This is a genomic window from Streptosporangium carneum (assembly GCF_027922005.1).
GTDB classification, from domain to species: Bacteria; Actinomycetota; Actinomycetes; order Streptosporangiales; family Streptosporangiaceae; genus Streptosporangium; species Streptosporangium carneum.
This window is the reverse complement of record NZ_BSEV01000020.1, coordinates 127,779-149,915: the sequence shown is the minus strand read 5'-3', so window position 1 is coordinate 149,915 and position 22,137 is coordinate 127,779. Positions and strand designations below refer to the sequence as shown.

Sequence of the window (22,137 nt, the reverse complement as noted above, 5' to 3'; positions counted from 1 at the left end):
GGACAGGCCGGCCTTTTCCGGGGTGTCGAGGTGAGTCGCCGGTCAGGTGGTTGTCGCGAACACGGAGAGATGCTCGCGGACGAAGGCGTCGAGGGTCCGGGCGGGGCGGCCGAGGATGGTCTCCACGGTGTCGTTGGGGGACTCCGGACGCTCGACGGCCAGTTGCTGGATCTCCACGACGTGGCTCGCGAGCCAGTCCGGCATGTGCGCGGTTCGGACGAGATGGCTGTGGAAATCGTTCGGCGACAGGTCGACGTAGCTGACGGGCCGGCCCGTCAGCTCGCCGAGAAGGCGGGCGAGTTCCGGATGGCTGAAGGCCTGCGGGCCGGTCAGCGCGTACGTGGCCCCGGCAAGGCCGGGACGGAGGAGGGTCGCCGCAGCGACGTCGGCGATGTCCCGGACGTCGACGTAGTTGCAGGGCGCGTCGCGCATCGCCCCGATGAGCGCGCCCCCGGCGACCGCTGGGGCGTTCAGGAGCAGCTTCTGCATGAACGCGTACGGCCGAAGCACCGTGGCCACCATGCCGGTCGCCGCGAGGTGGGCCTCAACCCGCCAGTGCCCGCGCGAGACGGCGACCGGCGAGTCGGGTTCGGCCGCCGGGGCAGAGAGTTTGACGACGTGCCGTACCCCGCACGCGGCCGCGGCGTCTGTCGCGTTGATCTCCAGCTCGACCTGGCGCGGGCTGTTGGCCATGGCGAGGAACAGTTGTGTGGATCCGGTGAACGCGGTGCGGAGCGCGCGGGGGTCCGCGGCGTCCGCGCCGACGATCTCGACCGGCGTCTCCACACCGATCGCGGCGCGCAGTGTGTCCGGAGTACGGCTGACGGCGCGGCAGGGGACGTCCAGTGCGGCCAGTCGCCGGAGCAACGCGCCGCCGGTAGCGCCGGTCGCGCCCATGATGGTGATCATCGTGTGCCTCTCGTGGTTGGCGGGTTCGGGGAAACGGGTGGAGATCGGCGGGGTCACCTCTGCTGCCGGGAGGTCTTGCTGCGCCACCGCCAGGTGACGATCGTGGCGGCCAGGCCGACCGACAACGGCAGGTCGATCTGCAACCGCTTCAGCCACCAGGCATCGGGCACCGATGTGTGCGACGGCAGCCAGCTGGACGCGAACCACCCGGCCACGCCTGCGATCACGGCGGCCACGACACCGAATCCGACGGTGAGCACCGGTCGCGGCACCGACGTCGTCCACCGGCGCGGCCGGCCCCGGCGATGCAGCCACGCGCCGATGACGGCGGCCACCATGGCCGACGTGGCCCCGATGGAGGTGAAGGCGGCCATGGTCAGCTCGGGTTGTCCGCTGAGGAGTCCGCCGAGCCCGGCTGTGAGCGCGGGGGACAGGTAGGCGACCGCGACCTCCTTCCAGAGTGTGAACGGGCGTGCGGCGAAACCGCGCTTGGCGGTCTTGCGGGTATGGCTCACGCGACTCCTCGAAAAGATGATTAGGGAGCTAACTACTTGGCCATAGAGAGCCTGCCGCCCGTTCAAGGCGGCCGCTTCTCGTGGGGCGCGGACGCTACTCGGCGGTCAGTGCGCCGATCCGCTGTGTGATCCTCTCCAGGAGGTCCAGGAACAGCCCGCGTTCGTCGACGGCCAGTCCGCCGACCAACTCCTGGAGTCGCGCGAAGTGATCCGCAGCCATGTCACGCAGCCGTTGGGCACCGCGTGCCGTAAGCACGACCACCGCACCCCGCCCGTCCTCCACGGACGCGCGGCGGGCCACGAGGCCCTCACGCTCGAGCCCGTTCACCAGGCCGGTAATCGTGGCGCGCGAGACGCCAAGGCTCTTCGCGAGCTGTGACGGCGCCTTCTCGCCGTCGCTGTCCTCGAGGTCCGTCAAGAGACGGTAGCGCCCGGTCGACAGCCCGAAACGCGAGAAGTGCACTTCGGACGCGCGGTCCAGCTGTGCCCCGGCGGCCATCAGGCGCACCGCCACAAGCACCGCCTGCGGGTCGGCGTCAAGCCCGTACCGTGCGATCTGCCGCCGTGCCTGATCATGCGTGGGAACAGCGCCAAGGTTCGACTCCTCGTCGCTCATGAAACTAATATGGCAGCTAACTATCTACCGGTCAAGTTGCGCGGCACCGCCGCGGCGGCCGCCCTGCCGACTCCGCGCGAGACGCCGCCACGGCGGGTCAGGGAGTGGCGGGGGAACCGGTTCCTCACCGACGAGCGGCAACCCGGCGAACGTTCCCGGTCACAGCGTCAGTGAGGGGCGATCACGGCCTTGAGCGCGACGACGATCAGGCCGAGGACGAGGTTGACGACCCCGGAGACGACGACCACGCCCCTGGACGAATGGGTTTTGACCGCGGCCGTGACGGCCCAGGCGACCTGGCTCGCCACCGCGACCCCCAACGCCGTCCAGGCCGCGACCGCGTCGGACCCGCCCAGCCCGGAGGCGAAGGCGGCGGCCACGGCCGGCGGGATCGAGGCCTGCGCGAGCGGCCACTCGTCCTTGGCGACCGCGCGCAGGTTCCCCCATGCGAGAGGCTTGGCGGGGTATCCGCGGCTCACGACCTGGGCGTAGACATGGGTGATCCAGAACACCACTCCCGTGCAGATCAACAGGGTTGTGAGCTCCGCCGAGGAGGGCGGTCCGCCCTCCACGGTGGAGCCGACGATCACCGAGGCCGCCAGCAGCGAGCCGTACACGGCGCCCGCGAACTCCACGTGCTCCGGTTCCGCACCCTCATGACGCCCGCTCATGACAGCAGTGTCCTTCGCCCCCACCTGATCAGCCGGTTGACATGCACAGGGATGCACAGATTTGGCGCAGGACCGCTGTGTCAATGGAAAAGCGGTCGCAGCCCCTTCTCCCGTTCTCCCGTTCTCCCGTTCTCCCGTTCTCCCGTTCTCCATAGACGATCGCGCAAGCGCCGTCTTCATGCCCACCGGGTTGCGCGCCACCGATCAGCGCCGAACAGGCCCGTGCCACCACTCGTCGTACCGGCGCACCGGAAGACCGCCCCGAACACGACGAAGAAGTCCCGTCGCCCCGAACACGGCGAAAGAGTTCGTCGCCCACGAGCACAGCGAAAGAACGTCCATGAACGAAGCGAGGGAGCGCGGCCACCGCGAACACAGTGAGGGGGACGCGGCCTCCCCAAACAGCGACGTGGCTCCTCGAACAGGGTGGAGGAATGCCGTCGCCCCCGAACACGGTGAAGGAACGCGATCACCACACCGGACGGCATTCCTCAGGACGGCACGGCCGCACAGCCTCGGAACGGCGGAGCCCGCCATGGCCGATCACTGGCGCAGGATGAGCCGGGTGGCGGCGGGCAGGTCCAGGAAGCCGTTCAGGCAGCGTTCGGGCTGGCCGTGGGACTGGTCGGGAGCGCAGGGGCGGGCGGTGCGCAGGAGCGCCTCCCCCACCGCCAGGGGGTCGGCCGGTCGGCCGAGGTGGCGTTGCAGGCTGACCAGCAGGGCGGCGACGCCGGTGACCATGGAGACGGCCACGCAGGTGCCCTTGCGCGCCTTGACGCCCCCGCCGGGCAAGGCGCCGAGCACGTCTCCGCCGGGAGCGGTGACGCCGTGGCCGTGGTAGGACTTCCCCCAGTTGCTGTACTGGTACATGGTGCCGTCGAGGCGGTGCGCGCCCACGGCCAGCACACCGGGCAGGAGTGCCGGGGCGATGCCGCACTCGCCGTAGTCGTTGCCCGCCGGGGCGGTGACCAGCACTCCCGCCTCGACCGCGCGCCGAACGGCGCGCTTGATCCGGTCGTCGGCGTCGCCGGAGGCGCTGGGGTAGGCCGGCACGAGCTGGATGATGTCGGCCCCGGCCTCCAGGAGCTCGTCGACGGCCCGGGCCCCGTGCACCGGGTCGGGAGAAGTGACGTGGTCGCAGGGGTCGGGGACGAACAGGCCTCGGCAGCGGGGGGCCAGCCCGGGCAGGACGCTGCCGGGCTGGCCGAACACCACGCTGGCGGTGTAGGTGCCGTGCTCGACCATGTACTGGTCGACCGGGGTGGACGGCAGCCACCAGGCGGGGAGCCCGCGAAGGTCGGCGCCGGTCAGGCAGGGGTGGGTGAGGTCGGGCGGCCCGTCGTAGACGCCGACGGTGACGGCAGGGTCGCCCTGGGTGTGCCGCCACAGGTCGGTGACACCGACGACCGCCTCAGCCGGCAGCCGAGGAGGTGACGGGGGCGGCGAACCATCCGGCTTCTCCTCTTCTTCGACTTCTTCGACGCGGTCACGGCTTTCCACGAAGGTGGTGGGGGTGTCGGGCATCGGCGGCGCTCCAGAGTGCGGTACGCGGAGGGGAACGGGTCAGAAGGCTGCGGGCAGCCTGGAGAGCGCGGAGAGCGTGGGCAGCGCCGAGAGCGTGGCCTCCTGGTAGGTCGGCGGCGTGTAGGCCTGGCGTTCGTTGAAGTTGGTGTCGTAGGCGAGAAGCTCGTGCACCCGGGCCAGATGCTCCGGGGTGGCGGGTGTCAGGCTCACCGTGGTGTGGGGCTGCACCAGCTCGGGGCGGCGCACCGGCGCCGCCTGCGGGGGAAAAGTGCTCACCGCGACCAGTCCTTTCTCGATGTCCGAGGTCCAGGGGTTCGATCGGTCTGAGGTCCAGGGGTTCGATCGGTCTGAGGTCCAGGGGTTCGATCGGTCTGAGGTCCAGGGGTTCGATCGGTCCGAGGAGCGGCACAGCCGGGTCGCCGCACGCCCGCTCCGGCTGCGACGCCCCTCAGACCTCGGTCAGTTCTCCGGCCAGCTGCGGACCTCGCCGATGCTGACCGGCATGACGTCCTTGACGTCGATGGTGAAGCGGTAGACGCGCTTGGCGCGGCGGCCGTTCTCGGGGTCGAAGAAGCGCAGCTTGACGTCCCAGCAGTCGCTGTCGGGGCGAGCGTAGGGGCTCTTCTCCACGTCGATGTTCTGCAGCGCCATGCCACGGCCCAGCGCCTGGGACAGCGTCTCACGGGCCTGGACGGCGTTGGTGGCGGCGAAGTTCAGCGCCCGGTCGCGGGAGGTCGCGCCGAAGTTGCGCAGGTCGTAGTAGATGCGGGCGAGGAAGTCGGCGACCGCCTCACTGATCCTGTCGCGGTCGTTGTCCCTGCCGCCGCCCGCGGCGACGCTGGTCCTGGGCGGCGGGCAGGGGTCGACGACGGCGTGGGCCAGGCTGGTCACCGACCAGCCGTACAGGCCTCGGGTGATGTCGACCTCCACCGTCGGGACGACCTGCCCGGAGAACAGCCGGGTGGTGCGGCCCGGCTGCCTGCCGGGGACCGAGACGCGGTCGACGAAGGTCTCGCTGTCCTCGGCCTCCAGCTGGCGGCCGAGGAACTCCACCAGCCGCTCGTACACCCCCGGCGCGTAGCCGCCCACGGCCTCGATGGCGTAGATCGGGGTGAGGTCGAGGTTGAGCGTCCAGATCAGCGCGCGGGCCTCGGAGGGGTTCTCGGTGAGGTAGGCGACCATCTGCCGCGGGTCGTAGGGGTTGGCGGGCACGCTCACCCCGTCGACCTCGACGGGCGGCATGAGCTGCTTGAAGGTGTCACGGCGCGCCTCGGTGCCGAAGTCGTAGCCGAGCGTGCCCAACGCGTAGATCAGCCGCTGCGGGGCGGGCTGCCCCTCGTCGTCCGCCGAGAGCGTCACCCCGGCCGTGGTGGGGGACGGAGCGGGCGCGGCCAGGGTGGCGACCGGGGTGAGGGCGGGAGCGTCGACCGGCGCGGACAGGCCGACCGAGTGCCCGACCGGCTGAGCGAACACGGACTGAGCGGACATGGACTGAGCGGACACGGACGGAGCGGACACGGACGGAGAGGCGGAGGTCGGCGCCGTGGCGAGCGCGCCGACAGGGGTGGGGGCGCAGTCGCATCGCGGCTGCCCGTGCCCGGCCAGGGGCGACGGGACGTCGCTGGAGAGGACAACCAGCTCCTGACCAGAAGCGCCCGTGGGCGCGTCGATCGGATTCGTGGTCACAGCTTTCACCGCTTTCGTGATGTTGAGTTTCCCGGTCAGATAACGCGTGCACGCCTCGGCCTCGCCGAGATCGCAGGGGTCGGCCGTCTCGAGCAGCACCCTGCCGACGGCCAGCGGGTCGGGGCGCGCGCCCCGGTGGAGCTGCAGGCTCAGCAGCAGCGCGGCCACTCCGGACACGATCGGCGCGGCCAGGCTGGTGCCGCTCAGCCGGGTCACGCCGCCGCCGGGCGCCGCCACCGGCACCTCGTGTCCGGGCGCCAGCAGGCCGTGACGACTGCTGTCGCGCCCCCAGTTGCTGGAGGGCAGCGGACGCCCGGCGTCGTCGCAGGCGCCCACCGCGAGCACGCCGGGCAGGGCGGCGGGCACGTGGTCGCACAGGCAGCCGTCGTTTCCCGCCGCCGCGACCACCAGCACGTTGCCTTCCACGCACCGGCGGATCGCCCGGGACAGCACGTCCTCGGCCTCTTCGGCGGCGGCGAGCTGTCCGCCACTGATGTTGATCACGTGCGCGCCGGCGTCGGCCGCCGCCTCGACGGCGCGCGCCAGGTCCAGCTGTGAGGTCCGCGGCCGTCGGTCGCAGAAGGCGGGCACGCTCACTCCCCGGCATCCGGGGGCCACGCCGGGAACAGGGCCGTCGTGCCGGCCGAACAGCACGCCGGCCACGGCCGTGCCGTGAGCCTTCTTCTCGCCCGTGACGTCCGCGGCGGCTCCGGCGCCCTGCACGCGCGTGATGTCGGCTCCGGCCAACGCCGGGTGGCCGGTGTCGACCGCGCCGTCGACGACGGCCACCGTGATCCGGCCGTCGCCGGTGGTCAGGCGCCACAGCCCCGCCAGACCAGGGATCGCTGACAACTCACCCATGCAACAGTCTCCTGCCAGAACCGATGCGCTCGTGTGTCGGACTCTCGTGGCCGTCGGTGAGCGCCGACGTGGGGCGTCGGCGCTCACCTCGGGAGGGCTCGTTACTCGTCGCCCTCACCGGCGAAGGGGGCGCCGGGGACCAGGTTGATGAAATGGCCGGCGGAACCACGGAAGGGCTCCAACCACGACGGGGCGACGCCCGCGACGTCGCTCGCCGAGGCTCCGGCGACCGTCCGCTGAACCGGAGCGGACAACTGCGGCGAGTTGCCTGGCATGGCGATGCTCCTTTGCTGTTAGAAACGGTTTCCGCTCGCCCGGGCCTGCCGGAACGTCCACTTGTCCCGACAGGCCCACCGGGACGTGCTACTCGTCGCCCTCACCGGCGAAGGGGAGGCCCGAGAAGGTGCTCCCCAGGATCATGAACGACGGGGTGACGCCTGCGGCGTCGCTCGCCGGGGCTCCGGTGACGCTCCGCTCGACCGGAGCGGACAGGCGCGGCGTGGTGCTGGAGGTGCTCATGTGATCTCCTTTGCAGATGGGAACTGCTTCCGCCCCCACATTCTGACATCACTTTACGTAGTCATTACGCTACAGAGAGCTACTAATCACGGACAGTAATGTGACTCCGGGGGCAGGATGTGGGCCGAGTAGCCAGCGCGTCGGAATGGTGGGCCGGGCGCCGGGCCTGTCCGCCGGAAGGCGACGCCAGAGCGCGAGTCGCCGAGGGTCGGCAGAGGCACGACAGAGGCGCAGAAGAGGCACGGCAGAGGCGGCGGCCGCGCGACCGGCCGGGCCGCCCAAGGGGATCCGGCACCGCCGGAGACTCGCGATCGCTGATACACGGCTGATACACGCCCAAGCCGTCGTGGAGACATCGCGGCCGCAGGATGGGCGCGGCGGGTTGTTGTAGTGTCGCCAGCGAGCCGTACACCTAGTTTGGGAAGATATGTCTGTTTCGGGCGGCGGGGGTCCACCCTCGCTCCTCCTCGTCGAGGACGACGAGGTGATCCGTAAGACGGTCGCGATGACCCTGGAGCGGTACGGCTACGCGGTGTCCGCGGCCGGCGACGGCCTGACCGGGCTGGAGCTCTTCCGCGACGGGCGGCACGACCTGCTGGTGCTCGACGTGATGCTGCCCGCGCTGGACGGCATCGGGCTGTGCCGGAGGGTGCGGGAGTCGAGCGTCGTGCCGATCCTGATGATGTCGGCCAGGGGCGACTCGCTCGACGTGGTCTCGGGGCTGGAGGCGGGCGCCGACGACTACGTCGTGAAGCCCGTCGACACGGCGGTGCTGGTGGCGCGGATCCGCTCGCTGCTGCGCCGTGCGGCCTTCACTCCGCCCGCTCCCCCGGCCGAACGGTCTCCGGAGCCGGCCGACGCCCGCCTGGTCTTCGGGGATCTGAGCATCGACCCGCAGGGCCTCGAGGTGTGCCGAGCCGGAGAGCCGGTCGCGCTCGCGCCCACCGAGCTGCGGCTGCTGCTGGAGTTCGCCGTCAACCCGGGGATCGTGCTCGACCGGCAGACGCTGCTGCGCAACGTCTGGGACTACGGCTGGGACGGCGACAGCCGGGTCGTCGACCTGTGCGTGCAACGGCTGCGCAAGAAGATCGGCACCGACCGGATCGAGACGGTCCGCGGTTTCGGCTACAAGCTGCTGCGATGAGATGAGCCTTCTCTCCCCGGTGCGCCGCCTGCTGAACTGGCGGTCCCTGCGCTGGAAGATCGCCGCGCTGACCGCCGCCGTGGCGTGCGTGGTCACGGCGGCGGTCGGGGTGCTCGCCCACCGGGTGACGTACGAATGGTCGCTCACCACCGGCCAGCAGGACGCCTTCCGGGAGCTCGACGACGCGGCCGCCGCGTACCGCAAGAACGGCAGCATGAAGGATCTCTCCGACCTCGAAGAGGTCCCCGCGTCGATGCTGAGGCCGATGTGGGAGGGAGACACCTTCTTCTGGTACGACGACCGGAAGCCCGAAGAGCCGTGGATGTGGGCGGGGCGGGTCGTCGACGGCGAGCCGCTGGTCGTGCAGGTGTCGATGGGGCCGGAGCGGCGCAGTCTCCAGGCGCTCGACCGGCACATCGTCATGGTCGCGTTGGCGGCCCTCGCGGTCGCCGTCCCACTGGCCGCCCTGGTCGCCGAACTGCCCAACCGGCGGCTGCGCCGGGTCGCCCGCACGGCGCGCCGCATCGCCGAGGGCGACCTGGACGCCAGGATCGGCGCGGACGGCCGAGAAGGGGACGAGATCGCCGAGATCTCCGCGGCGGTCGACTCGATGGCCGGCTCGCTGCAGCGGTGGCTCCTCAGCGAGCAGCGTTTCACCGCCGACGTCGCCCACGAGCTGCGCACCCCGGTGATGGGCCTGATGACCGCGGCCGAGCTGCTCCCGGACGGCGAGGTCACCGACCTGGTACGTGATCGGGTGCGGGTGCTGCGGATCCTGGTGGAGAACCTGCTGGAGATCTCCCGCCTCGACGCGGGCGCCGAACGGGCCGACCGCGTGCCGGTGCCGCTCGGCGAGGTCGTCGAGGAGTCCGTACGGCGGACGGGGCTCCAGGCCACGGTGACGGTGATCGGCGCGCCGGTCGCGGAGACCGACCCGCGCCGTCTCGACCGGATCGTCGCCAACCTCGTCATCAACGCCCACCGGCACGGACGCCCTCCGGTGGAGGTCCTCGTGGACGGGACGACCGTCGTCGTACGGGATCACGGCCCCGGCTTCCCCGACGAGCTGCTGACCCACGGGCCGCAGCGGTTCCGCACCGGAGCGGCCGAGCGCGGCCGGGGGCACGGTCTCGGCCTGGCCATCGCCCTCGGTCAGGCCGGGGTCATCGGCGCCGAGCTGACGCTCGCCAACGCCCCGGAGGGCGGCGCGGTCGCCGTTCTCAGCCTTCCCCGAAGCGCCCGGCGGGGCTGACGCAGGCCGACTCGGGTCCGGTGTCGACACTCCTGGGCATTTCCGCCTTCTTCATGCGGCCCTGTATATCCATCTTTAGATAAATGCCCTTATGGGGTTGTTCGTCATTGCCAGAATCCCCCATCAAAGCGCCGGGAGTAATTCCAGGAGCGGATCCGCGCTCATCCGGCAGGGGGACGACCCCGCAGCCGGGCGACGGCCACCATGTGATCATCATCCCCTGCAGCGGCCTTTTCCCAGCGCATGCAGACGATATGAGGGGCGGGACAAGCACGCCACCGGTCATACGCCGAAACCTCAGATTTCAGGGATGGCGTGAGTCGTCGGCGCACGCGCTCTCGACGCACACCGAACGAAGTCAGAAAGGAAAGCGGAGGAGATGAACGTGTACAAGAAGACTCTGACCGCCGCCCTGGCGGCGGCCGCCCTGACCGGCCTGGCCGCGGCTCCCGCGGCGGCGGAGTCCACGGCGGCGGTGACGATCAGGGTCGAGTACGCCTACAGCCAGAACGTGTGGGAGGGGATGAACGTCCAGTTCAACTGCCCGACCAACCAGGTGCTGACCGGCCGGTCGCACAGCGGGGACGAGAACGGCAAGACCACGTACTACTGCAGCGCGATCTACATCAACGACCAGCAGGTCCAGGTGTCGCCCGGAGACTGGGACACCGGCCAGCGGGAGAACAAGTCGATCTTCGTCGCCCCGGCCAACCAGGTCCTGACCGGCAGGTGGCACACGGGGGACGAGAACGGCTACACGAAGTACCGCACCGCCGCGCTGTACTGGCAGGGCAAGCAGGTGCGCCTCACCTCCTCCAGGTGGACCGGGACCTACAAGGAGAGCCACCACTACTGGGAGGCGGCCCCCGGCCAGGTCATGACCGGCCGCTCGCACTCCGGTGACGAGAACGGCAACACGACCTACCGGTACTCCACGGTCACCTTCGAGGGCTGACGTCCTCCCCGTGAGCCGTTCGAGGGCTGAGACCCTCCGCTGAGCTCACAGGGTCCCTCCCCCTGCGGCCGCACAGGGCGCCCCCTCCCTGTGCGCGGTCCACAGGGCACCCCCCCTCCGCGACGCGCCCCGGCGACAGTGCCCGCGCCGGGGCGCGTCGCCCCCGGCGCCTTCCGGCCCACCGGCGGACAGGCGTCCTCGCCCCGCGCGAGGGGATCGCGAGAGGGCCCTGCCAGTAGGCCAGAGCGGTCAATCCACCAGAAACACCTGCAAAATCACTGATCTTTCCGGAGCCGTTTCCTCTCCTCCCCTATGATCAACGTTGCTCGACTTTGTGCCGGAACGGGAGGAGTCGACGGGGTGGCGGGGATCGACTACAACTACGACGCGCTCGAGCAGTGCCGTACGACCACCAGGAAACTGGTCGGGAAGTTCGGCGAGCTGGGCGAACCGTACCCCGCCAAGGGGACCGACTCGACCATGTTCGGCAGGCTGACCGACGCCTCGGCGCTCGCCACGGCCGTCGACGGGATCGAGAAGACGGTCGACGACGAGCTCGCGAACGTCACCGGCAAACTCGACGGCGTCGAGCGCGCCCTGAACGACGTCCAGGACAACGTCCGTGCGGCCAACACCGCCGGGGGCGGGTGACCGTGGGCGCTCCCGAGGAAATCTCCAAGCTGCCCGGCGGCGGCGCGCTCTTCGACCTCGCGAACAAGGTGAACGGCGACGCGAGCGCCGTCAGCGCCGTCGCCACCCGCTGGCGCGGCACCGCCGGGAAGATCGTCGACCACGCCGGGCTTCTCGGCACCGCGGTCGACACGGTCGACGAGGCCTGGCAGGGCCAGTCGGCGGACGCCTTCGGCGTCTACATGCGCAAGTACGGCCGCGCCGCGGACGCCCTCCACGACGCGCTGGCCAACTGCGCCAACTCCCTCGACACGGCGGCCGGGGTGCTGCGCGACGCCGAGTCGAAGGTCGGCGGCATCTGCTCCACCCTTCTCGACGACGTGGCCCTCTACCGCTCGCAGAACCCCAAGGCGGAGGAGAAGGATCTCCAGCCGCACATCACCTCCCTGGTGAACGCGGCCGTCACCGACGCCCGCCCCCACGTGGACGCCGCGGACAAGGCCGTGACCCAGGCGCTCGCCGACCTCAAGAAGCACATGGGCGAAAGGTCGATCACCTTCGCCGACATCGCCGCGCCCGGCGACCAGACGTTCGTGCCCGGCGACGGCCGTACCGTCGACTGGCAGCGGACCGTCGGCTACCGGCCCCACCCCGTGACGGACAGGACCTCGAACGGCGGCGCGCCCGGAGGCGGCTTCGGCGGTTACGGGGCGAGCGGGCCTCCCCCGCCCGGCGGCGGCCCCGCGCCGACCGGCCGGCTGAAGGAGTGGATCGACCAGGCGCTGGAGATCCTGAGGGCGCAGGGGTATCCGACGGAGAAGATGAACCCCAGTGACATCGCGATGATCATCCAGCACGAGTCGGGCGGCAACCCGCACGCGATCAACCTCTGGGACTCGAACGCGGCGGCGGGACACCCGTCGAAGGGCCTGATGCAGACCATCGACCCGACCTTCAACAGTCACAAGCTGCCCGGGCACGGCGACATCTACAACCCCGTCGACAACATCATCGCGGGGGTCCGCTACGCCATCAGCCGCTACGGCTCGGTCTCGAACGTGCCCGGCGTCGTCGGCAGCAAGACCGGCAGCGGCTACGTCGGCTACTGACGCCCACCACCGTTCGGCGCCGGTACGGCGAGCGGTGGCACGGTCCCGTCCGGCCCCGGTGGGCGGTCCCGGTCACGGGACTAGGCTGGGACGATGGAGTTGACGAAGTTCGGGCACGCGTGCGTCCGCCTTGTGAAGAACGACTCGATCCTGGTGATCGACCCGGGGGTGTTCAGCGAGGAGGCCGCGCTCGCCGACGCGCACGCCGTCCTCATCACCCATGAGCACTTCGACCACGTGGAACCCGACCGGCTGCGCAGGGCCGCGGAGGCCAACCCGTCGCTGGAGATCTGGACCAACGAGGGCGTGGCCGCCACGCTGACCGACGTCCCGGCGAAGATCCAGGTCGTACGGCACGGCGACGCCTTCGGCACGGCGGGCTTCGAGGTGCGGGTCGTCGGCGAGTGGCACGCGCCGAACCACCCCGACATGCCGACCGTGCGGAATGTCGGCTTCCTCGTCGACGAGGAGGTCTTCTACCCCGGCGACGCCTTCACCCCGCCCGGCGTGGAGGTTCCCACCCTGCTGGTGCCGACCAACGCGCCGTGGATGCGGGCCGCCGAGATGGTCGAGTATCTCCGCCAGGTCCGCCCCGCCAGGGCCTACTCCACCCATGACGGCCTGCTCAACGACAACGGCCTCGGCCTCGTCGACAGGTGGCTGGAGATGGAGGCCGACAAACAGAAGGCCGAGATCCGCCGTCTGGAGACGGGCGAGTCCGTCACGCTTCCGTAGGCGACGCCGTATCGCGACGCCCTCTCCTGATCTACTGTCGTGGCAGACCGCCGGTCATCCGTCCGGGTGGTGATCGGCCGAACGCCGAGGAGGTACGGCATGGATCCCAAGGAGTTACGGCGACGGTTCGCGACGCTGACGACCGCCCACCTGGCGGACGCCTGCATCCGCGCCCGCGTCCCGGTGCGCTGCGCCCCCGCGTCCACCCTCGCCGTGGCGCCCGGCGGTCGCCTGGCCGGGCGCGTGGCTCCCGCCCAGCACGTCGGCAGCGTCGACATCTTCCTGGAGGCGTTCGAGAAGGCCGCGCCCGGCGACGTGCTGGTGGTCGACAACGGCGGGCGGCTCGACGAGAGCTGCGTCGGCGATCTCGTGGTCCTCGAGGCCCGGACCGCGGGCCTGGAGGGCGTGGTGATCTGGGGACTGCACCGTGACACCGCCGACATCCGGGCGATCGGGCTGCCGGTCTTCAGCCTGGGGTCGATCCCCACCGGTCCCCTGCGCCTCGGCGAGCGTCCCGAGGGCGCCCTGGAGTCCGCCGTCGTCGGAGCCTGGACGGTCAGCCGTGACGACCTGGTCTTCGGCGACGACGACGGCGTGATCTTCCTGCCCTCAGACGGCGCCGAGGACCTCCTCACCCTGGCGGAGGGGATCCGCGACACCGAGCGTCGTCAGGCCGAGCGGATCCGGGAGGGCGTCTCCCTGCGCGAGCAGGTGCGGTTCGGCGCCTACCTCGCCCAGCGTGAGCAGACGCCCTCCCTGACCTTCCGCGACCACCTGCGAGCCGTCGGCGGAGCCATCGAGGAGTGACTCACTCGCGGCGGGAGGCCTCCTTGGGCAGGGGGACGTGGTCGCAGTCGTAGCCGAAGTAACGCGGGCCCGCCAGGACCAGGCCCTCCGGGGTGGTCCACCGGGGGTCGCAGGGGGCCGCGATCACGGTGACGCGCAGGCCGTACCGCATGGTCTCGGTGGTGACCGGCTCGCCGGTGTCGGTGTCCAGGACGCAGATCAGGTCGGGGGTGGTGGCGACGATCTCGCCGTCGCGCACGGCCAGCAGGTGCTCGTTCTGGAAGCTCAGCTCCAGGACGCCGTCCTGGCCCTCCAGGCGCGCACGACCCCTGGCGAAGCCGCCGGTGGTGCGGCGTTCCACGTCCACGACCTTGCCGGTGAGCAGGCGCGTCCCGCCCAGCAGCCGCGTGGCCGCCTCCACCGGGTCGCGGTGCCCTGCGCGCGCCAGCCGTACGGCCCGGCCCAGCTCCTCGGCCAGCGTGAGCGTCGCCGGGACCAGCCCGTCGCGCAGCTGGTCGCCCCGCAGCACCGTGTCGGCCGAGGAGACCTGGCAGCCCATCTCCACGCAGGCGGCGCGGGCGATCCGCTCCGACCAGCGGTTGGAGACCGCGTCGATGACCAGGGTGTTGCCCTTGTCGTCGGCGATCGCCATCGGGGTGGTGGAGACGCCGATCAGCGTCGGCAGCACCATCTGGGCCTCGGGGAAGGCCCGGCCCATGGCGTCCCCGTCGACCAGCGGCAGCCCGGTCTGGGCCGCGACGGCGATGGGGATCATGGAGTTCACGCCGCCGATCTCGATCGGGACGATGTGGGTGGCCCTGCGGCCGAGCACGGCCTCCAGGGCGCGCAGGGCGGTGAGTTCCTCGGTGCCCGCGGGGAGTTTCTCCAGCAGCACGGTCGGCGCGCCCATGCCGGAGACCGGCACGACCGTGGCGTCGTGCGGCACCTCGTCGATGTCCAGGACGGTCACCGGGCCGTGCGCGAGGATCGCCTCGCGGGCCAGGAGCTTGCCGATGTAGGGGTCTCCTCCGCCTCCGGTGCCGAGGATGCCCGCGCCGCGGGCGAGGTCGTCGAGCTGGTCGGCTCCGAGTTCACGCATTGTTCTTCTCCAGGTCCAGGTCTCCGACCGCCCTGACGCGGACGCGGGTCGCGCCGCCGGGAAGATAGGCCAGGGGGATCTCCTCCACCTCGACGATCCGCACACTGCCGGCGCGGGCCCCGGCCCGTTCGGCGCGGGCGACCGCCTCGCCGCGGGCCTCGTCCAGCATGGACTCGCGGGTTCCGGAGAAGACCTGGTCCACCTCACCGCCGACCTGCGCGATGGCCGCGCCGACGGCGTTGGCGACGGCGAAGTGGTCGGGGCGGTGGACCTCGTCGAAACCGGGCAGGCCGTCGGGGATGAGGATGCTGCCGCCGCCGACGACGACGACGGGCAGCGGGGCGGCCGAGGTGCGCATCCGGTCCACGGTCTCGGCGACGCGCTCGGCGATCGTCGCCAGCGCGGCGCGCGGGTCGAGGTGCGCGACGAGCGAGGGGTCGCCGATCGCGGCGTACCCGGCGGCCACCGCCAGGTCCGTGGCGGTCAGCGTGGAGCCGCCGAAGACCAGGGCCTCCTCGGTGAGCCGGTAACCGACGCTGCGCGGTCCGACCGATCCGTCGGGGCCGACCAGCGAGCCGCCGCCGATGCCGAGCGACAGCACGTCGGGGATGCGGAAGTTGGTCCGCACCCCGGCCAGCTCCGCCTCGCCCGAGGCCTCCCTGGGAAAGCCTCCGACCAGGATGCCCACGTCGGCGGTGGTGCCGCCGACGTCGACCACGGCGCAGTCGGTGAGCCCCGACAGGTAGGCCGCGCCCCGCATCGAGTTGGTCGGTCCCGAGGCGAACGTCGCCACCGGGTAGCGCTGCGCCTGCCTGACGTCCATCAGCGTCCCGTCGTTCTGCGACAGGAACAGCGGGGCGACGATGCCCGCCAACTCCAGCGCGTTCTCGAACGCGTCGGTGATGAGCTCGGCGAGCGGCCGCAGGGCGGCGTTGACGATGGTGGCGTTCTCCCTGGCCAGCAGCCCGACCCTGCCGATCTCGTGGGAGAGTGACAGGTGGACCTTCGGACCGAGCTCGGCGGCGAGGATCTCCGCGGCGCGCAGCTCGAACTCCCCGCTGACCGGGGAGAAGACCGAGGAGATCGCCACCGAGCGAAGTCCCCTGGCGGCGATGTCGGCCGCGACCCGCTTGAGTTCCTCGGGGTCGAGGGGCGAGATGGGGGTGCCGTCGTACTCGTGGCCGCCGTGACACAGGTAGGTCTGTCCCTTGACGACCTCGCGCAGCCGGGCGGGCCAGTCGACCATCGGAGGCAGCGCGGCGGTCGCGGGCAGGCCGAGCCGTACGGCGGCGACCGGCTCCAGCCGGGAGGCCTCCACGAGCGCGTTGACGAAGTGGGTGGTGCCGATCATCACGGCGGAGGCGTCGACGGCGCCGAGGGCGGTGATCGCCCCGGCGACGCCGGAGGTGACGTCCGCCGTGGTGGGAGACTTGACGGCGGCCAGCACCCTGCCGCTGTCGTCGAGGAGGGCGGCGTCGGTGTTGGTGCCGCCGACGTCGATTCCGATGCGCATCATGCTCTCTTTCCGAGCTTTCCGAGCTTTCCGAGCTTTCCGAGCTTTCCGGGCTTTCCGAGCTTTCCGAGCTTGCGAGCTTCTGAGCCTGCGAGCTTCCGGGCTTCGGGCTTGCGGGTTCTCCGGGGGCTCTCAGACGGGTACGGCGGGCCGCTCGACGGGCAGTTCCCGCGTTCCCCTGACCAGGCCGAGCTTCCCGGCGACGATGTAGCCGACCCCGGCCAGGATCAGGGAGTTGAGCGCGGGGATGCCGATCCACCCGTAGGCGTCGCTCAGCCAGCCGACCAGGGCGGCGGCCGCCCAGACCAGGAGGGTCGCCGGCACCCAGGCGGGTTCGGTCTCCGGCAGCCTGCCAAGCTCCCGGGAGGCGTCCAGGACGGGCCGCCAGCGCTTGACCACGAAGTACTCGGCGACCATGATCCCGGCGACCGGCGGGGTGACGACGCCGAGGACGAACAGGAAGCCGGAGAAGGCGTCCAGGATTCCCATGGCGGCGGCGACACTGCCCAGCAGGCCGATGCCGACGGTGACGGCGACCCGGTTGAGCCGCACGCCGATCGTGGACTCCACGGCGTTCATCAGCCCGAGCGCCGACGAGTAGAGGTTCCAGTTGTTGATCTTCACGGTGGCCGAGACCAGGATGACGACGCCGACGACGCCCGAGGAGGCCGTGATGATCGCGATGACGTCGGAGGTCTTGACGGCGTAGGCGAGGAGCACCCCGGCCAGGCCGAGCACGTACTCGCCGAGGGAGATGCCGACCAGCGTCTGCTTGACCACGTCGGCGGTGCTGCGGTTGAACCGCGTCATGTCCGGGGTGGTGACCGCGCCGATGATGTAGGAGCCCGCCACGATCGTCGCGCCGGTCGCGATCGTGATCGGCTCACCGAACGGCGTCGAGGAGACCAGGTCGCCCAGGCTGTGCCGGGACAGCTCGACCCACATCGCCCAGCCCGCCAGCCCGAGGAAGGCGGGCACGGTGACGAAGGCCGTCCAGCCCATCGCCCTGAAGCCCCGCAGGACCAGGGCGGTCACGCCGAGTCCGGTGATGAGGCACCAGGCCCACAGGGGGATGCCGCTCATGATGGTGTGCAGGCCCGCCGCGAAGACCGCGGTCTGCACGCCGAACCAGCCGAACAGACTCAGCGCGATGATCACGCCGATCAGCGTGGAACCGTAGCGGCCGAACCCGGTCCAGCGGGCCAGCACCGAGGTCGACAGGCCCTCGCGCATCCCGGCGATCCCGACGAAGATGCAGACGATCTCCAGGATCACCGAACCGAGGGTGAAGGCCCAGAACGCTCCCCAGAACGACAGACCCGCGCCGAGCGTCGCGCCGAGCAGGAACTGCGTCAGGTCGGAGAGCTGGCCGAAACGCTGCACGGCCACGTTGAACCACGAGTAGCGCGCCTCTCGCGGGACCCGCTCCAGCGGGTAGTCCTCATCGATCATTACGGGGGACCTTTCAGTGGGGGGTTTTCTAAAGCTGCGAGGGCGGACCGGCCGCCCTCGCACGGAGCCTGAGGAACGAACCCGGCAGGTAGGGCAGCGGGGAGGTGCCGGTCTCGACGATCTCGACGTGCCGGGAGTCGGCTCCGGCACGCACCGCGTACGCCCGTGCCTCCTCGGCGACGGCGTCGAGCGCCTTGGCGAGCCAGGCCTCCTCCCTCAGCCGGACGATCCGCTCGCTCTGCCCGCCGACCGGGCTGGTCGCCGCGCCGATCGCCCCGGCCGTCCGGCCGTGTTCGGGCCGCCGGACGTCGGAGACCCCGAGCGTCTCGTCCGGTACGGCGGACGCCCCGCCGCCCACCATGACCACCGGCAGCCGGTTGACGCCGGGCTGCATCCGGTCCACCGCCTCGGCCAGCTCTGTGGGACCGCTGTCCACGGCGGCACGGTCCCGTCCCCTCTCCGGGGCCGGACCACGGGCGCCGAGCAGGCGGGCGAGCGTCTCAAGACTGTGGCGACCGGCGCCGGAGAGCGGGTCGCGGGACATCCGGATCAGCTCAGGGATGCGCAGGCCCACGGGAACACCGCCGATGTCGGCTCCCTGAGCGCTCTCCTCGGGAAAGCCCCCGGTCAGCGCTCCGACGCGGATACGGCCTGCGCCCACGTCGACGACCACCGCGTCCCGCAGGCCGGTCAGCGCTCCCGCGCCGCGCAGCGTGCTCGCCGGTCCGCTGCCCAGGCTGAGCCCGGGGTAGAGGGCCAGGTACTCCAGGTTCATCAGCGTGCCGTCGCCCCGGGTCACGAAGACCGCCGCGTGGGGAAGGGCGAGGGCCAGCCGTTCGACCGTCTCCTGGGCGAAGCGGGAGAGCGCCGCGTCCAGGATCGTCGCGTTCTCCCGTTCGATCAGCCCGAGGGAGCCCAGGCCCGCGGAGAGGGAGATCGGCAACGGTCCGAGCTCGGCCTGGATGATCTCCGCGGCCTCGTGTTCCTGCTCTCCGTCCACGGGCGCGAAGACGCCGGTCACGGCGATGGCCTCGGCCCGTCCGGAAACCCGGGCCGCGAAGCGCGCGACCGCCTCGCGGTCCAGCGGGGTCCAGTCCTCCGGCTCCAGCCCGGCGCCGCCGTCGACGATCTCCGCACCCGCCTCGACCGCCTCCAGCAGGTCGGCGGGCCAGCCGAAGAACGGCCGTACCGCCTGGGCGGCGGGACCGCCGATCCGCAGCGCCGCGACCCTGTGGAGCCCGGTGCGCTCCGCGACCGCGGTCGCGGCTCCGCGCAGCCCGATGGCTATCCGGGGGCTTCCCGCGGAAGCGGTGGAGGCGGTGAGATCGGACGGCCCGAGCGCCTCGAGCGCCGTGACCACGCTGGCCACCGGGTCTCCCTTGATCGAGCCGACCTTGACCGTGGCCAGCACGGCCCCGGTGTCGTCCAGAAGGGCGGCGTCGGTGTTGGTCGGGCCCACGTCCACGCCGATGTTCATCTCTCCTCCTCTTCTGCGGCGAGTCGGAAGTGCGGGAACTCCTTCTCGGAACTCGCGGAGTCACCGGAGCTCGCGGAGTCACCGGAGTCGCCTGAGCCGGAGGAACGGCGGAGGCGGACGGTGTCACGGAGGCGGGCGGGCTCCGGCAGGCCGGGGAGGCCGAAGGTCTCGGGGCCGCCGAGTCCGAGCCCGGCGGGGGTGTACCAGATCGGGGCGCACGCCAGGCTCACGACGGCGACCCGCAGGCCGTACCGGAGCTGCTCGACCTGGACGGTCTCCCCGCTCCTGGTGTCCAGCAGCGCGATGACGTCCGGGACGACGGTCAGCGGCTCACCGTTCTCGAAGACCGCGAGATACTCGCTCTGCGCCTCGATCCGGACGAGCCTGCCCGCGTCCCGGCCCAGTCCCTCGACGAGGACCGAACGCTCCTCGACCGCGGCGACCTTCCCCTCGACCAGGGGATCGGGGAGGTTCTCTCCGATCTCGACCGCGTGGGTGACCGAACCGGCGACGGCACAGGCCCGGACCTGGGAGGCGCGCAGCGCGTACTCGCTGGAGAAGGCCTGACCGCCGAAGGCCTCCAGCGACGCCCGTACCAGGCGCTCCAGCCAGCGGCCGTCCACGTGGTCGATCACCACGGTCCGGCCGCGCTCGTCACATATGACGGCGGGCGTGGGACTGATCCCGTTCAGCTCCATCGCCGTCTGGTCCATGCGCGGGTAGGCCCTGCCCATGCCGTCGGCGTCCACCAGCGGCAACCCGAGCCAGGCCGCCCACGCCACCGCGAGGCACCCGTTCGCGCCGCCGATCTCGCTCGCCATCAGCGCCGCGACCTGTGAGTCGCGCAGCCTCTCGACCTCGGCGCGCAGACAGAGCGCCCCGTCCCTGCCGCCGATCCGCTCCGCGTTCACCGCGGAGGTGCCCACCTGGCCGCAGGGCATGACCAGGGCGTCGGGTTCCAGCTCCTCCGGTTGCAGGACGCGGACCGGGCCGTACTCCTCCAGCGCCTGCCGGGCCACCATCCGCATCATCGCCACGGCCCCGCCGCCGCCCGATCCCAGGACGGCGCAGCCGCGCGCGTAGGCGGCGAGTCGCTCGACGTCGATGTCCATTCCGAAAGGCTACGAACACCCCTCCCCGTGCTCTCTGTGCTGGGAGAACACCGTTAGCCGGATGAATGTGACGCTGGCACACTGGAGACGTGACAGACCGCCTGCTGAGCGCGCCCGGCCTCGACGGGCTCCGACATCTGGCCGGTCCGCTGGACACCCGGCGGGTCAGTCGTGTCCGGCTGGTGGAGGACCCGCGTGACCTGGCGGGCCAGCCCGCCGGATCCATGATCGTGTTGACCGGCGCCGCCACCCGGCGGACGGCGGGCTACCGCCTCGACGTCGCCATCCGCGACGCGGCCGCCGCCTCGGCCGCCGCCCTGGTGCTCACCTCCTTCGAGGGGCCGCCGCCCGTCACGGCGACGGCCCTGGCCGAGCGGGGCGGCGTCTCCCTGCTCGCCTTCGACGGGGATCTCGCCGAGCTGGTGGTGGCCCTGGAACGCGCCCTGTCGGGCTCGGCCGCGGACGCGCTGGTCCGCGCGGAGGCGGCCACGTCCTCCGTGCTACGGGCGGGCGGCGACCCCGACCGGATCGCGGCCGCCGTCTCCCGCTCGCTCGGCGTCCCCGTCCACACCGACGGCGCGGCCTTCTCCGCGGACGTGCCCGACGGCCTTCCCGACGGATCGGACGGCCTCTCCGACGGGCCCGGCGCGCAGGACGGGCATCTCGCCCTCGCCGTGCGGCTCGCCCTCGGCGTGGCCACCCTCGCCACCACCGGAGGTCAGGGCGACGACTCTCCGGTGCGCTCACGCTCGCAGCTGCTGACCGAGCTGCTCATCGCCCCCGAGGACCAGGCGTTCCGGCTCGCCACCCGCGCACGCGCCCTCGGGTTCGCCGTCGACGCCTGGCACATCGCGCTCCGGGTGGAGCCCACCGCGCTCACCGGGTCGAACCGCTACGCCGTCCTCGAGGAGATGGGCCCCGTCGCGGCGCGGCTGCTGCGCTCGGAGGGCGGCCCCGACTGGCATCCGGCCCGCGCCGACGACGCGTTGATCATCATTCGCACCCAGCAGCTCGATCCGGGCAGGGACGGCCTGCGGGCCACCGTCGCCGTCGCGGAACGGCTGCTGTTCCAGCTTCGCGAGCGCTTCGCGGGCGCGGAGCTGCGCTGCGGGGTCAGCGACGCGCACCACGGCCCGCTCGGCCTGCGCACCTCGGCGCTCGAAGCCCGTACGGCGCTGCTCCGCAACCGGGGCACGGCCTCCCCGGTCACCGTGTACGACGTGGCCGGGCTCGACCGCATGCTCGTGGAGTGGTACTCCTCCGACGCGGCCCGCCAGGCCGTACAGGAACTGCTCGCCCCGGTGCTGGCCCTCGGCCCCAGACGGGCCGGACCGCTGGTGCGGACCCTTCAGTCCTATCTCGACCACCAGGGGTCACCCGCGCGCGTCGCCGAGGAGCTCCACCTGCACCGTAACGCGGTGAGTCAGCGGATCCGGCGCATCGGGGAGCTCCTCGACGCCGACCTCGACGACCCTCAGCAGCGTCTGGCCCTCCAGCTGGCGTGCCGGGCCGCCCGCCTCTGACCCCTGCCCGGCAGGGGCCCACGACGGCCTCCGCCGGGCGCCCCCGCCA

At 71.7% G+C, this 22,137-nt stretch carries 23 protein-coding genes; 9 read left to right on the top strand and 14 right to left on the bottom strand.

Annotated features, from left to right (window positions below):
* Positions 1-42 precede the first annotated feature (42 nt).
* The 3 genes from PKF00_RS32075 to PKF00_RS32065 form a co-directional block, all read right to left on the bottom strand.
* On the bottom strand, positions 43-996 hold the full coding sequence (locus PKF00_RS32075; RefSeq protein ID WP_271221441.1) for an NmrA family NAD(P)-binding protein: 954 nt from the start codon (positions 994-996) through the stop codon (positions 43-45).
* Positions 963-1,424 carry a hypothetical protein gene (locus tag PKF00_RS32070; RefSeq protein WP_271221440.1) on the bottom strand — a complete coding sequence of 154 codons (462 nt, stop codon included), beginning with the start codon at positions 1,422-1,424 and terminating at the stop codon, positions 963-965. The genes PKF00_RS32075 and PKF00_RS32070 overlap by 34 nt, the downstream gene beginning before the upstream one ends.
* A 94-nt stretch (positions 1,425-1,518) precedes the next feature.
* Positions 1,519-2,040 (bottom strand): MarR family winged helix-turn-helix transcriptional regulator, encoded by a 522-nt coding sequence (locus PKF00_RS32065; protein WP_271221439.1) that lies wholly within the window; start codon positions 2,038-2,040, stop codon positions 1,519-1,521.
* 9 nt (positions 2,041-2,049) lie between these two features.
* Here PKF00_RS32065 and PKF00_RS32060 point away from each other — a divergent pair, with 9 nt between their 5' ends.
* Positions 2,050-2,214 (top strand): hypothetical protein, encoded by a 165-nt coding sequence (locus PKF00_RS32060; RefSeq protein ID WP_271221438.1) that lies wholly within the window; start codon positions 2,050-2,052, stop codon positions 2,212-2,214.
* Here the strand turns inward: PKF00_RS32060 and PKF00_RS32055 are convergent.
* The 6 genes from PKF00_RS32055 to PKF00_RS32030 all read right to left on the bottom strand — a co-directional run bounded on the left by PKF00_RS32055 (position 2,208) and on the right by PKF00_RS32030 (position 7,301).
* Positions 2,208-2,711, bottom strand: a complete 504-nt coding sequence (locus PKF00_RS32055) for a hypothetical protein (protein WP_271221437.1) — start codon at positions 2,709-2,711, stop codon at positions 2,208-2,210. The genes PKF00_RS32060 and PKF00_RS32055 overlap by 7 nt on opposite strands.
* Positions 2,712-3,254: 543 nt before the next feature.
* Positions 3,255-4,235 carry a S8 family serine peptidase gene (locus tag PKF00_RS32050; protein ID WP_271221436.1) on the bottom strand — a complete coding sequence of 327 codons (981 nt, stop codon included), beginning with the start codon at positions 4,233-4,235 and terminating at the stop codon, positions 3,255-3,257.
* Positions 4,236-4,274: 39 nt separating this feature from the next.
* Positions 4,275-4,511 carry a hypothetical protein gene (locus tag PKF00_RS32045; protein WP_271221435.1) on the bottom strand — a complete coding sequence of 79 codons (237 nt, stop codon included), beginning with the start codon at positions 4,509-4,511 and terminating at the stop codon, positions 4,275-4,277.
* A gap of 183 nt (positions 4,512-4,694) precedes the next feature.
* Entirely contained in the window at positions 4,695-6,782 is a 2,088-nt protein-coding gene (locus PKF00_RS32040; protein ID WP_271221434.1) for a PatA/PatG family cyanobactin maturation protease, read from the bottom strand.
* A gap of 101 nt (positions 6,783-6,883) precedes the next feature.
* Positions 6,884-7,057 carry a hypothetical protein gene (locus tag PKF00_RS32035; RefSeq protein ID WP_271221433.1) on the bottom strand — a complete coding sequence of 58 codons (174 nt, stop codon included), beginning with the start codon at positions 7,055-7,057 and terminating at the stop codon, positions 6,884-6,886.
* 88 nt (positions 7,058-7,145) lie between these two features.
* On the bottom strand, positions 7,146-7,301 hold the full coding sequence (locus tag PKF00_RS32030; RefSeq protein WP_271221432.1) for a hypothetical protein: 156 nt from the start codon (positions 7,299-7,301) through the stop codon (positions 7,146-7,148).
* A gap of 427 nt (positions 7,302-7,728) precedes the next feature.
* On the opposite strand from PKF00_RS32030, the gene cseB reads away from it, so the two are divergent.
* The 7 genes from cseB (at position 7,729) to PKF00_RS31995 (ending at position 13,933) form a co-directional block, all read left to right on the top strand.
* Positions 7,729-8,445 (top strand): two-component system response regulator CseB, encoded by a 717-nt coding sequence (gene cseB / locus PKF00_RS32025; RefSeq protein WP_271221431.1) that lies wholly within the window; start codon positions 7,729-7,731, stop codon positions 8,443-8,445.
* A gap of 1 nt (position 8,446) precedes the next feature.
* Positions 8,447-9,697: an ATP-binding protein gene (locus PKF00_RS32020; RefSeq protein ID WP_271221430.1), complete on the top strand. Its 1,251-nt coding sequence runs from the start codon at positions 8,447-8,449 to the stop codon at positions 9,695-9,697.
* Positions 9,698-10,082: 385 nt separating this feature from the next.
* A complete protein-coding gene (locus PKF00_RS32015; protein ID WP_271221429.1) occupies positions 10,083-10,652 on the top strand; it encodes a hypothetical protein in 570 nt (189 codons plus the stop codon).
* A 360-nt stretch (positions 10,653-11,012) separates the two neighbouring features.
* Positions 11,013-11,303: a hypothetical protein gene (locus PKF00_RS32010; RefSeq protein ID WP_271221428.1), complete on the top strand. Its 291-nt coding sequence runs from the start codon at positions 11,013-11,015 to the stop codon at positions 11,301-11,303.
* A 2-nt stretch (positions 11,304-11,305) separates the two neighbouring features.
* Positions 11,306-12,391, top strand: coding sequence for a transglycosylase SLT domain-containing protein (locus PKF00_RS32005; protein ID WP_271221427.1), 1,086 nt, complete (start codon positions 11,306-11,308; stop codon positions 12,389-12,391).
* A 93-nt stretch (positions 12,392-12,484) separates the two neighbouring features.
* Positions 12,485-13,126, top strand: a complete 642-nt coding sequence (locus tag PKF00_RS32000) for an MBL fold metallo-hydrolase (protein WP_271221426.1) — start codon at positions 12,485-12,487, stop codon at positions 13,124-13,126.
* A 99-nt stretch (positions 13,127-13,225) separates the two neighbouring features.
* Positions 13,226-13,933: an RraA family protein gene (locus PKF00_RS31995; protein WP_271221425.1), complete on the top strand. Its 708-nt coding sequence runs from the start codon at positions 13,226-13,228 to the stop codon at positions 13,931-13,933.
* A 1-nt stretch (position 13,934) separates the two neighbouring features.
* Here the strand turns inward: PKF00_RS31995 and PKF00_RS31990 are convergent, their stop codons facing one another.
* The 5 genes from PKF00_RS31990 to PKF00_RS31970 all read right to left on the bottom strand — a co-directional run bounded on the left by PKF00_RS31990 (position 13,935) and on the right by PKF00_RS31970 (position 20,565).
* On the bottom strand, positions 13,935-15,011 hold the full coding sequence (locus PKF00_RS31990; RefSeq protein ID WP_271221424.1) for an S-methyl thiohydantoin desulfurase family protein: 1,077 nt from the start codon (positions 15,009-15,011) through the stop codon (positions 13,935-13,937).
* Positions 15,004-16,527 carry a hydantoinase/oxoprolinase N-terminal domain-containing protein gene (locus tag PKF00_RS31985; protein WP_271221423.1) on the bottom strand — a complete coding sequence of 508 codons (1,524 nt, stop codon included), beginning with the start codon at positions 16,525-16,527 and terminating at the stop codon, positions 15,004-15,006. The genes PKF00_RS31990 and PKF00_RS31985 overlap by 8 nt, the downstream gene beginning before the upstream one ends.
* Before the next feature lie 129 nt (positions 16,528-16,656).
* Positions 16,657-17,976 carry a purine-cytosine permease family protein gene (locus PKF00_RS31980; RefSeq protein WP_271221422.1) on the bottom strand — a complete coding sequence of 440 codons (1,320 nt, stop codon included), beginning with the start codon at positions 17,974-17,976 and terminating at the stop codon, positions 16,657-16,659.
* Between the two features lie 28 nt (positions 17,977-18,004).
* Entirely contained in the window at positions 18,005-19,453 is a 1,449-nt protein-coding gene (locus PKF00_RS31975) for a hydantoinase/oxoprolinase N-terminal domain-containing protein (RefSeq protein WP_271221421.1), read from the bottom strand.
* Positions 19,450-20,565 carry an S-methyl thiohydantoin desulfurase family protein gene (locus PKF00_RS31970; protein WP_271221420.1) on the bottom strand — a complete coding sequence of 372 codons (1,116 nt, stop codon included), beginning with the start codon at positions 20,563-20,565 and terminating at the stop codon, positions 19,450-19,452. Before PKF00_RS31970 ends, PKF00_RS31975 begins: the two co-directional genes overlap by 4 nt.
* Before the next feature lie 89 nt (positions 20,566-20,654).
* On the opposite strand from PKF00_RS31970, the gene PKF00_RS31965 reads away from it, so the two are divergent.
* Positions 20,655-22,088, top strand: coding sequence for a PucR family transcriptional regulator (locus PKF00_RS31965; RefSeq protein WP_271221419.1), 1,434 nt, complete (start codon positions 20,655-20,657; stop codon positions 22,086-22,088).
* Positions 22,089-22,137: the final 49 nt, after the last annotated feature.

What these genes read in the sequence shown, in the direction of transcription:
- PKF00_RS32065 (WP_271221439.1), bottom strand. Translation starts at nt 2,040, where the DNA reads ATGAGCGACGAGGAGTCGAACCTTGGCGCTGTTCCCACGCATGATCAG.
- PKF00_RS31990 (WP_271221424.1), bottom strand. Translation starts at nt 15,011, where the DNA reads ATGCGTGAACTCGGAGCCGACCAGCTCGACGACCTCGCCCGCGGCGCG.
- PKF00_RS32000 (WP_271221426.1), top strand. Translation starts at nt 12,485, where the DNA reads ATGGAGTTGACGAAGTTCGGGCACGCGTGCGTCCGCCTTGTGAAGAAC.
- PKF00_RS32050 (WP_271221436.1), bottom strand. Translation starts at nt 4,235, where the DNA reads ATGCCCGACACCCCCACCACCTTCGTGGAAAGCCGTGACCGCGTCGAA.
- PKF00_RS32040 (WP_271221434.1), bottom strand. Translation starts at nt 6,782, where the DNA reads ATGGGTGAGTTGTCAGCGATCCCTGGTCTGGCGGGGCTGTGGCGCCTG.
- PKF00_RS32020 (WP_271221430.1), top strand. Translation starts at nt 8,447, where the DNA reads ATGAGCCTTCTCTCCCCGGTGCGCCGCCTGCTGAACTGGCGGTCCCTG.
- cseB (WP_271221431.1), top strand. Translation starts at nt 7,729, where the DNA reads ATGTCTGTTTCGGGCGGCGGGGGTCCACCCTCGCTCCTCCTCGTCGAG.
- PKF00_RS31995 (WP_271221425.1), top strand. Translation starts at nt 13,226, where the DNA reads ATGGATCCCAAGGAGTTACGGCGACGGTTCGCGACGCTGACGACCGCC.
- PKF00_RS32030 (WP_271221432.1), bottom strand. Translation starts at nt 7,301, where the DNA reads ATGAGCACCTCCAGCACCACGCCGCGCCTGTCCGCTCCGGTCGAGCGG.
- PKF00_RS32060 (WP_271221438.1), top strand. Translation starts at nt 2,050, where the DNA reads ATGGCAGCTAACTATCTACCGGTCAAGTTGCGCGGCACCGCCGCGGCG.
- PKF00_RS31975 (WP_271221421.1), bottom strand. Translation starts at nt 19,453, where the DNA reads ATGAACATCGGCGTGGACGTGGGCCCGACCAACACCGACGCCGCCCTT.
- PKF00_RS31980 (WP_271221422.1), bottom strand. Translation starts at nt 17,976, where the DNA reads ATGATCGATGAGGACTACCCGCTGGAGCGGGTCCCGCGAGAGGCGCGC.
- PKF00_RS31985 (WP_271221423.1), bottom strand. Translation starts at nt 16,527, where the DNA reads ATGATGCGCATCGGAATCGACGTCGGCGGCACCAACACCGACGCCGCC.
- PKF00_RS32035 (WP_271221433.1), bottom strand. Translation starts at nt 7,057, where the DNA reads ATGCCAGGCAACTCGCCGCAGTTGTCCGCTCCGGTTCAGCGGACGGTC.
- PKF00_RS32055 (WP_271221437.1), bottom strand. Translation starts at nt 2,711, where the DNA reads ATGAGCGGGCGTCATGAGGGTGCGGAACCGGAGCACGTGGAGTTCGCG.
- PKF00_RS31970 (WP_271221420.1), bottom strand. Translation starts at nt 20,565, where the DNA reads ATGGACATCGACGTCGAGCGACTCGCCGCCTACGCGCGCGGCTGCGCC.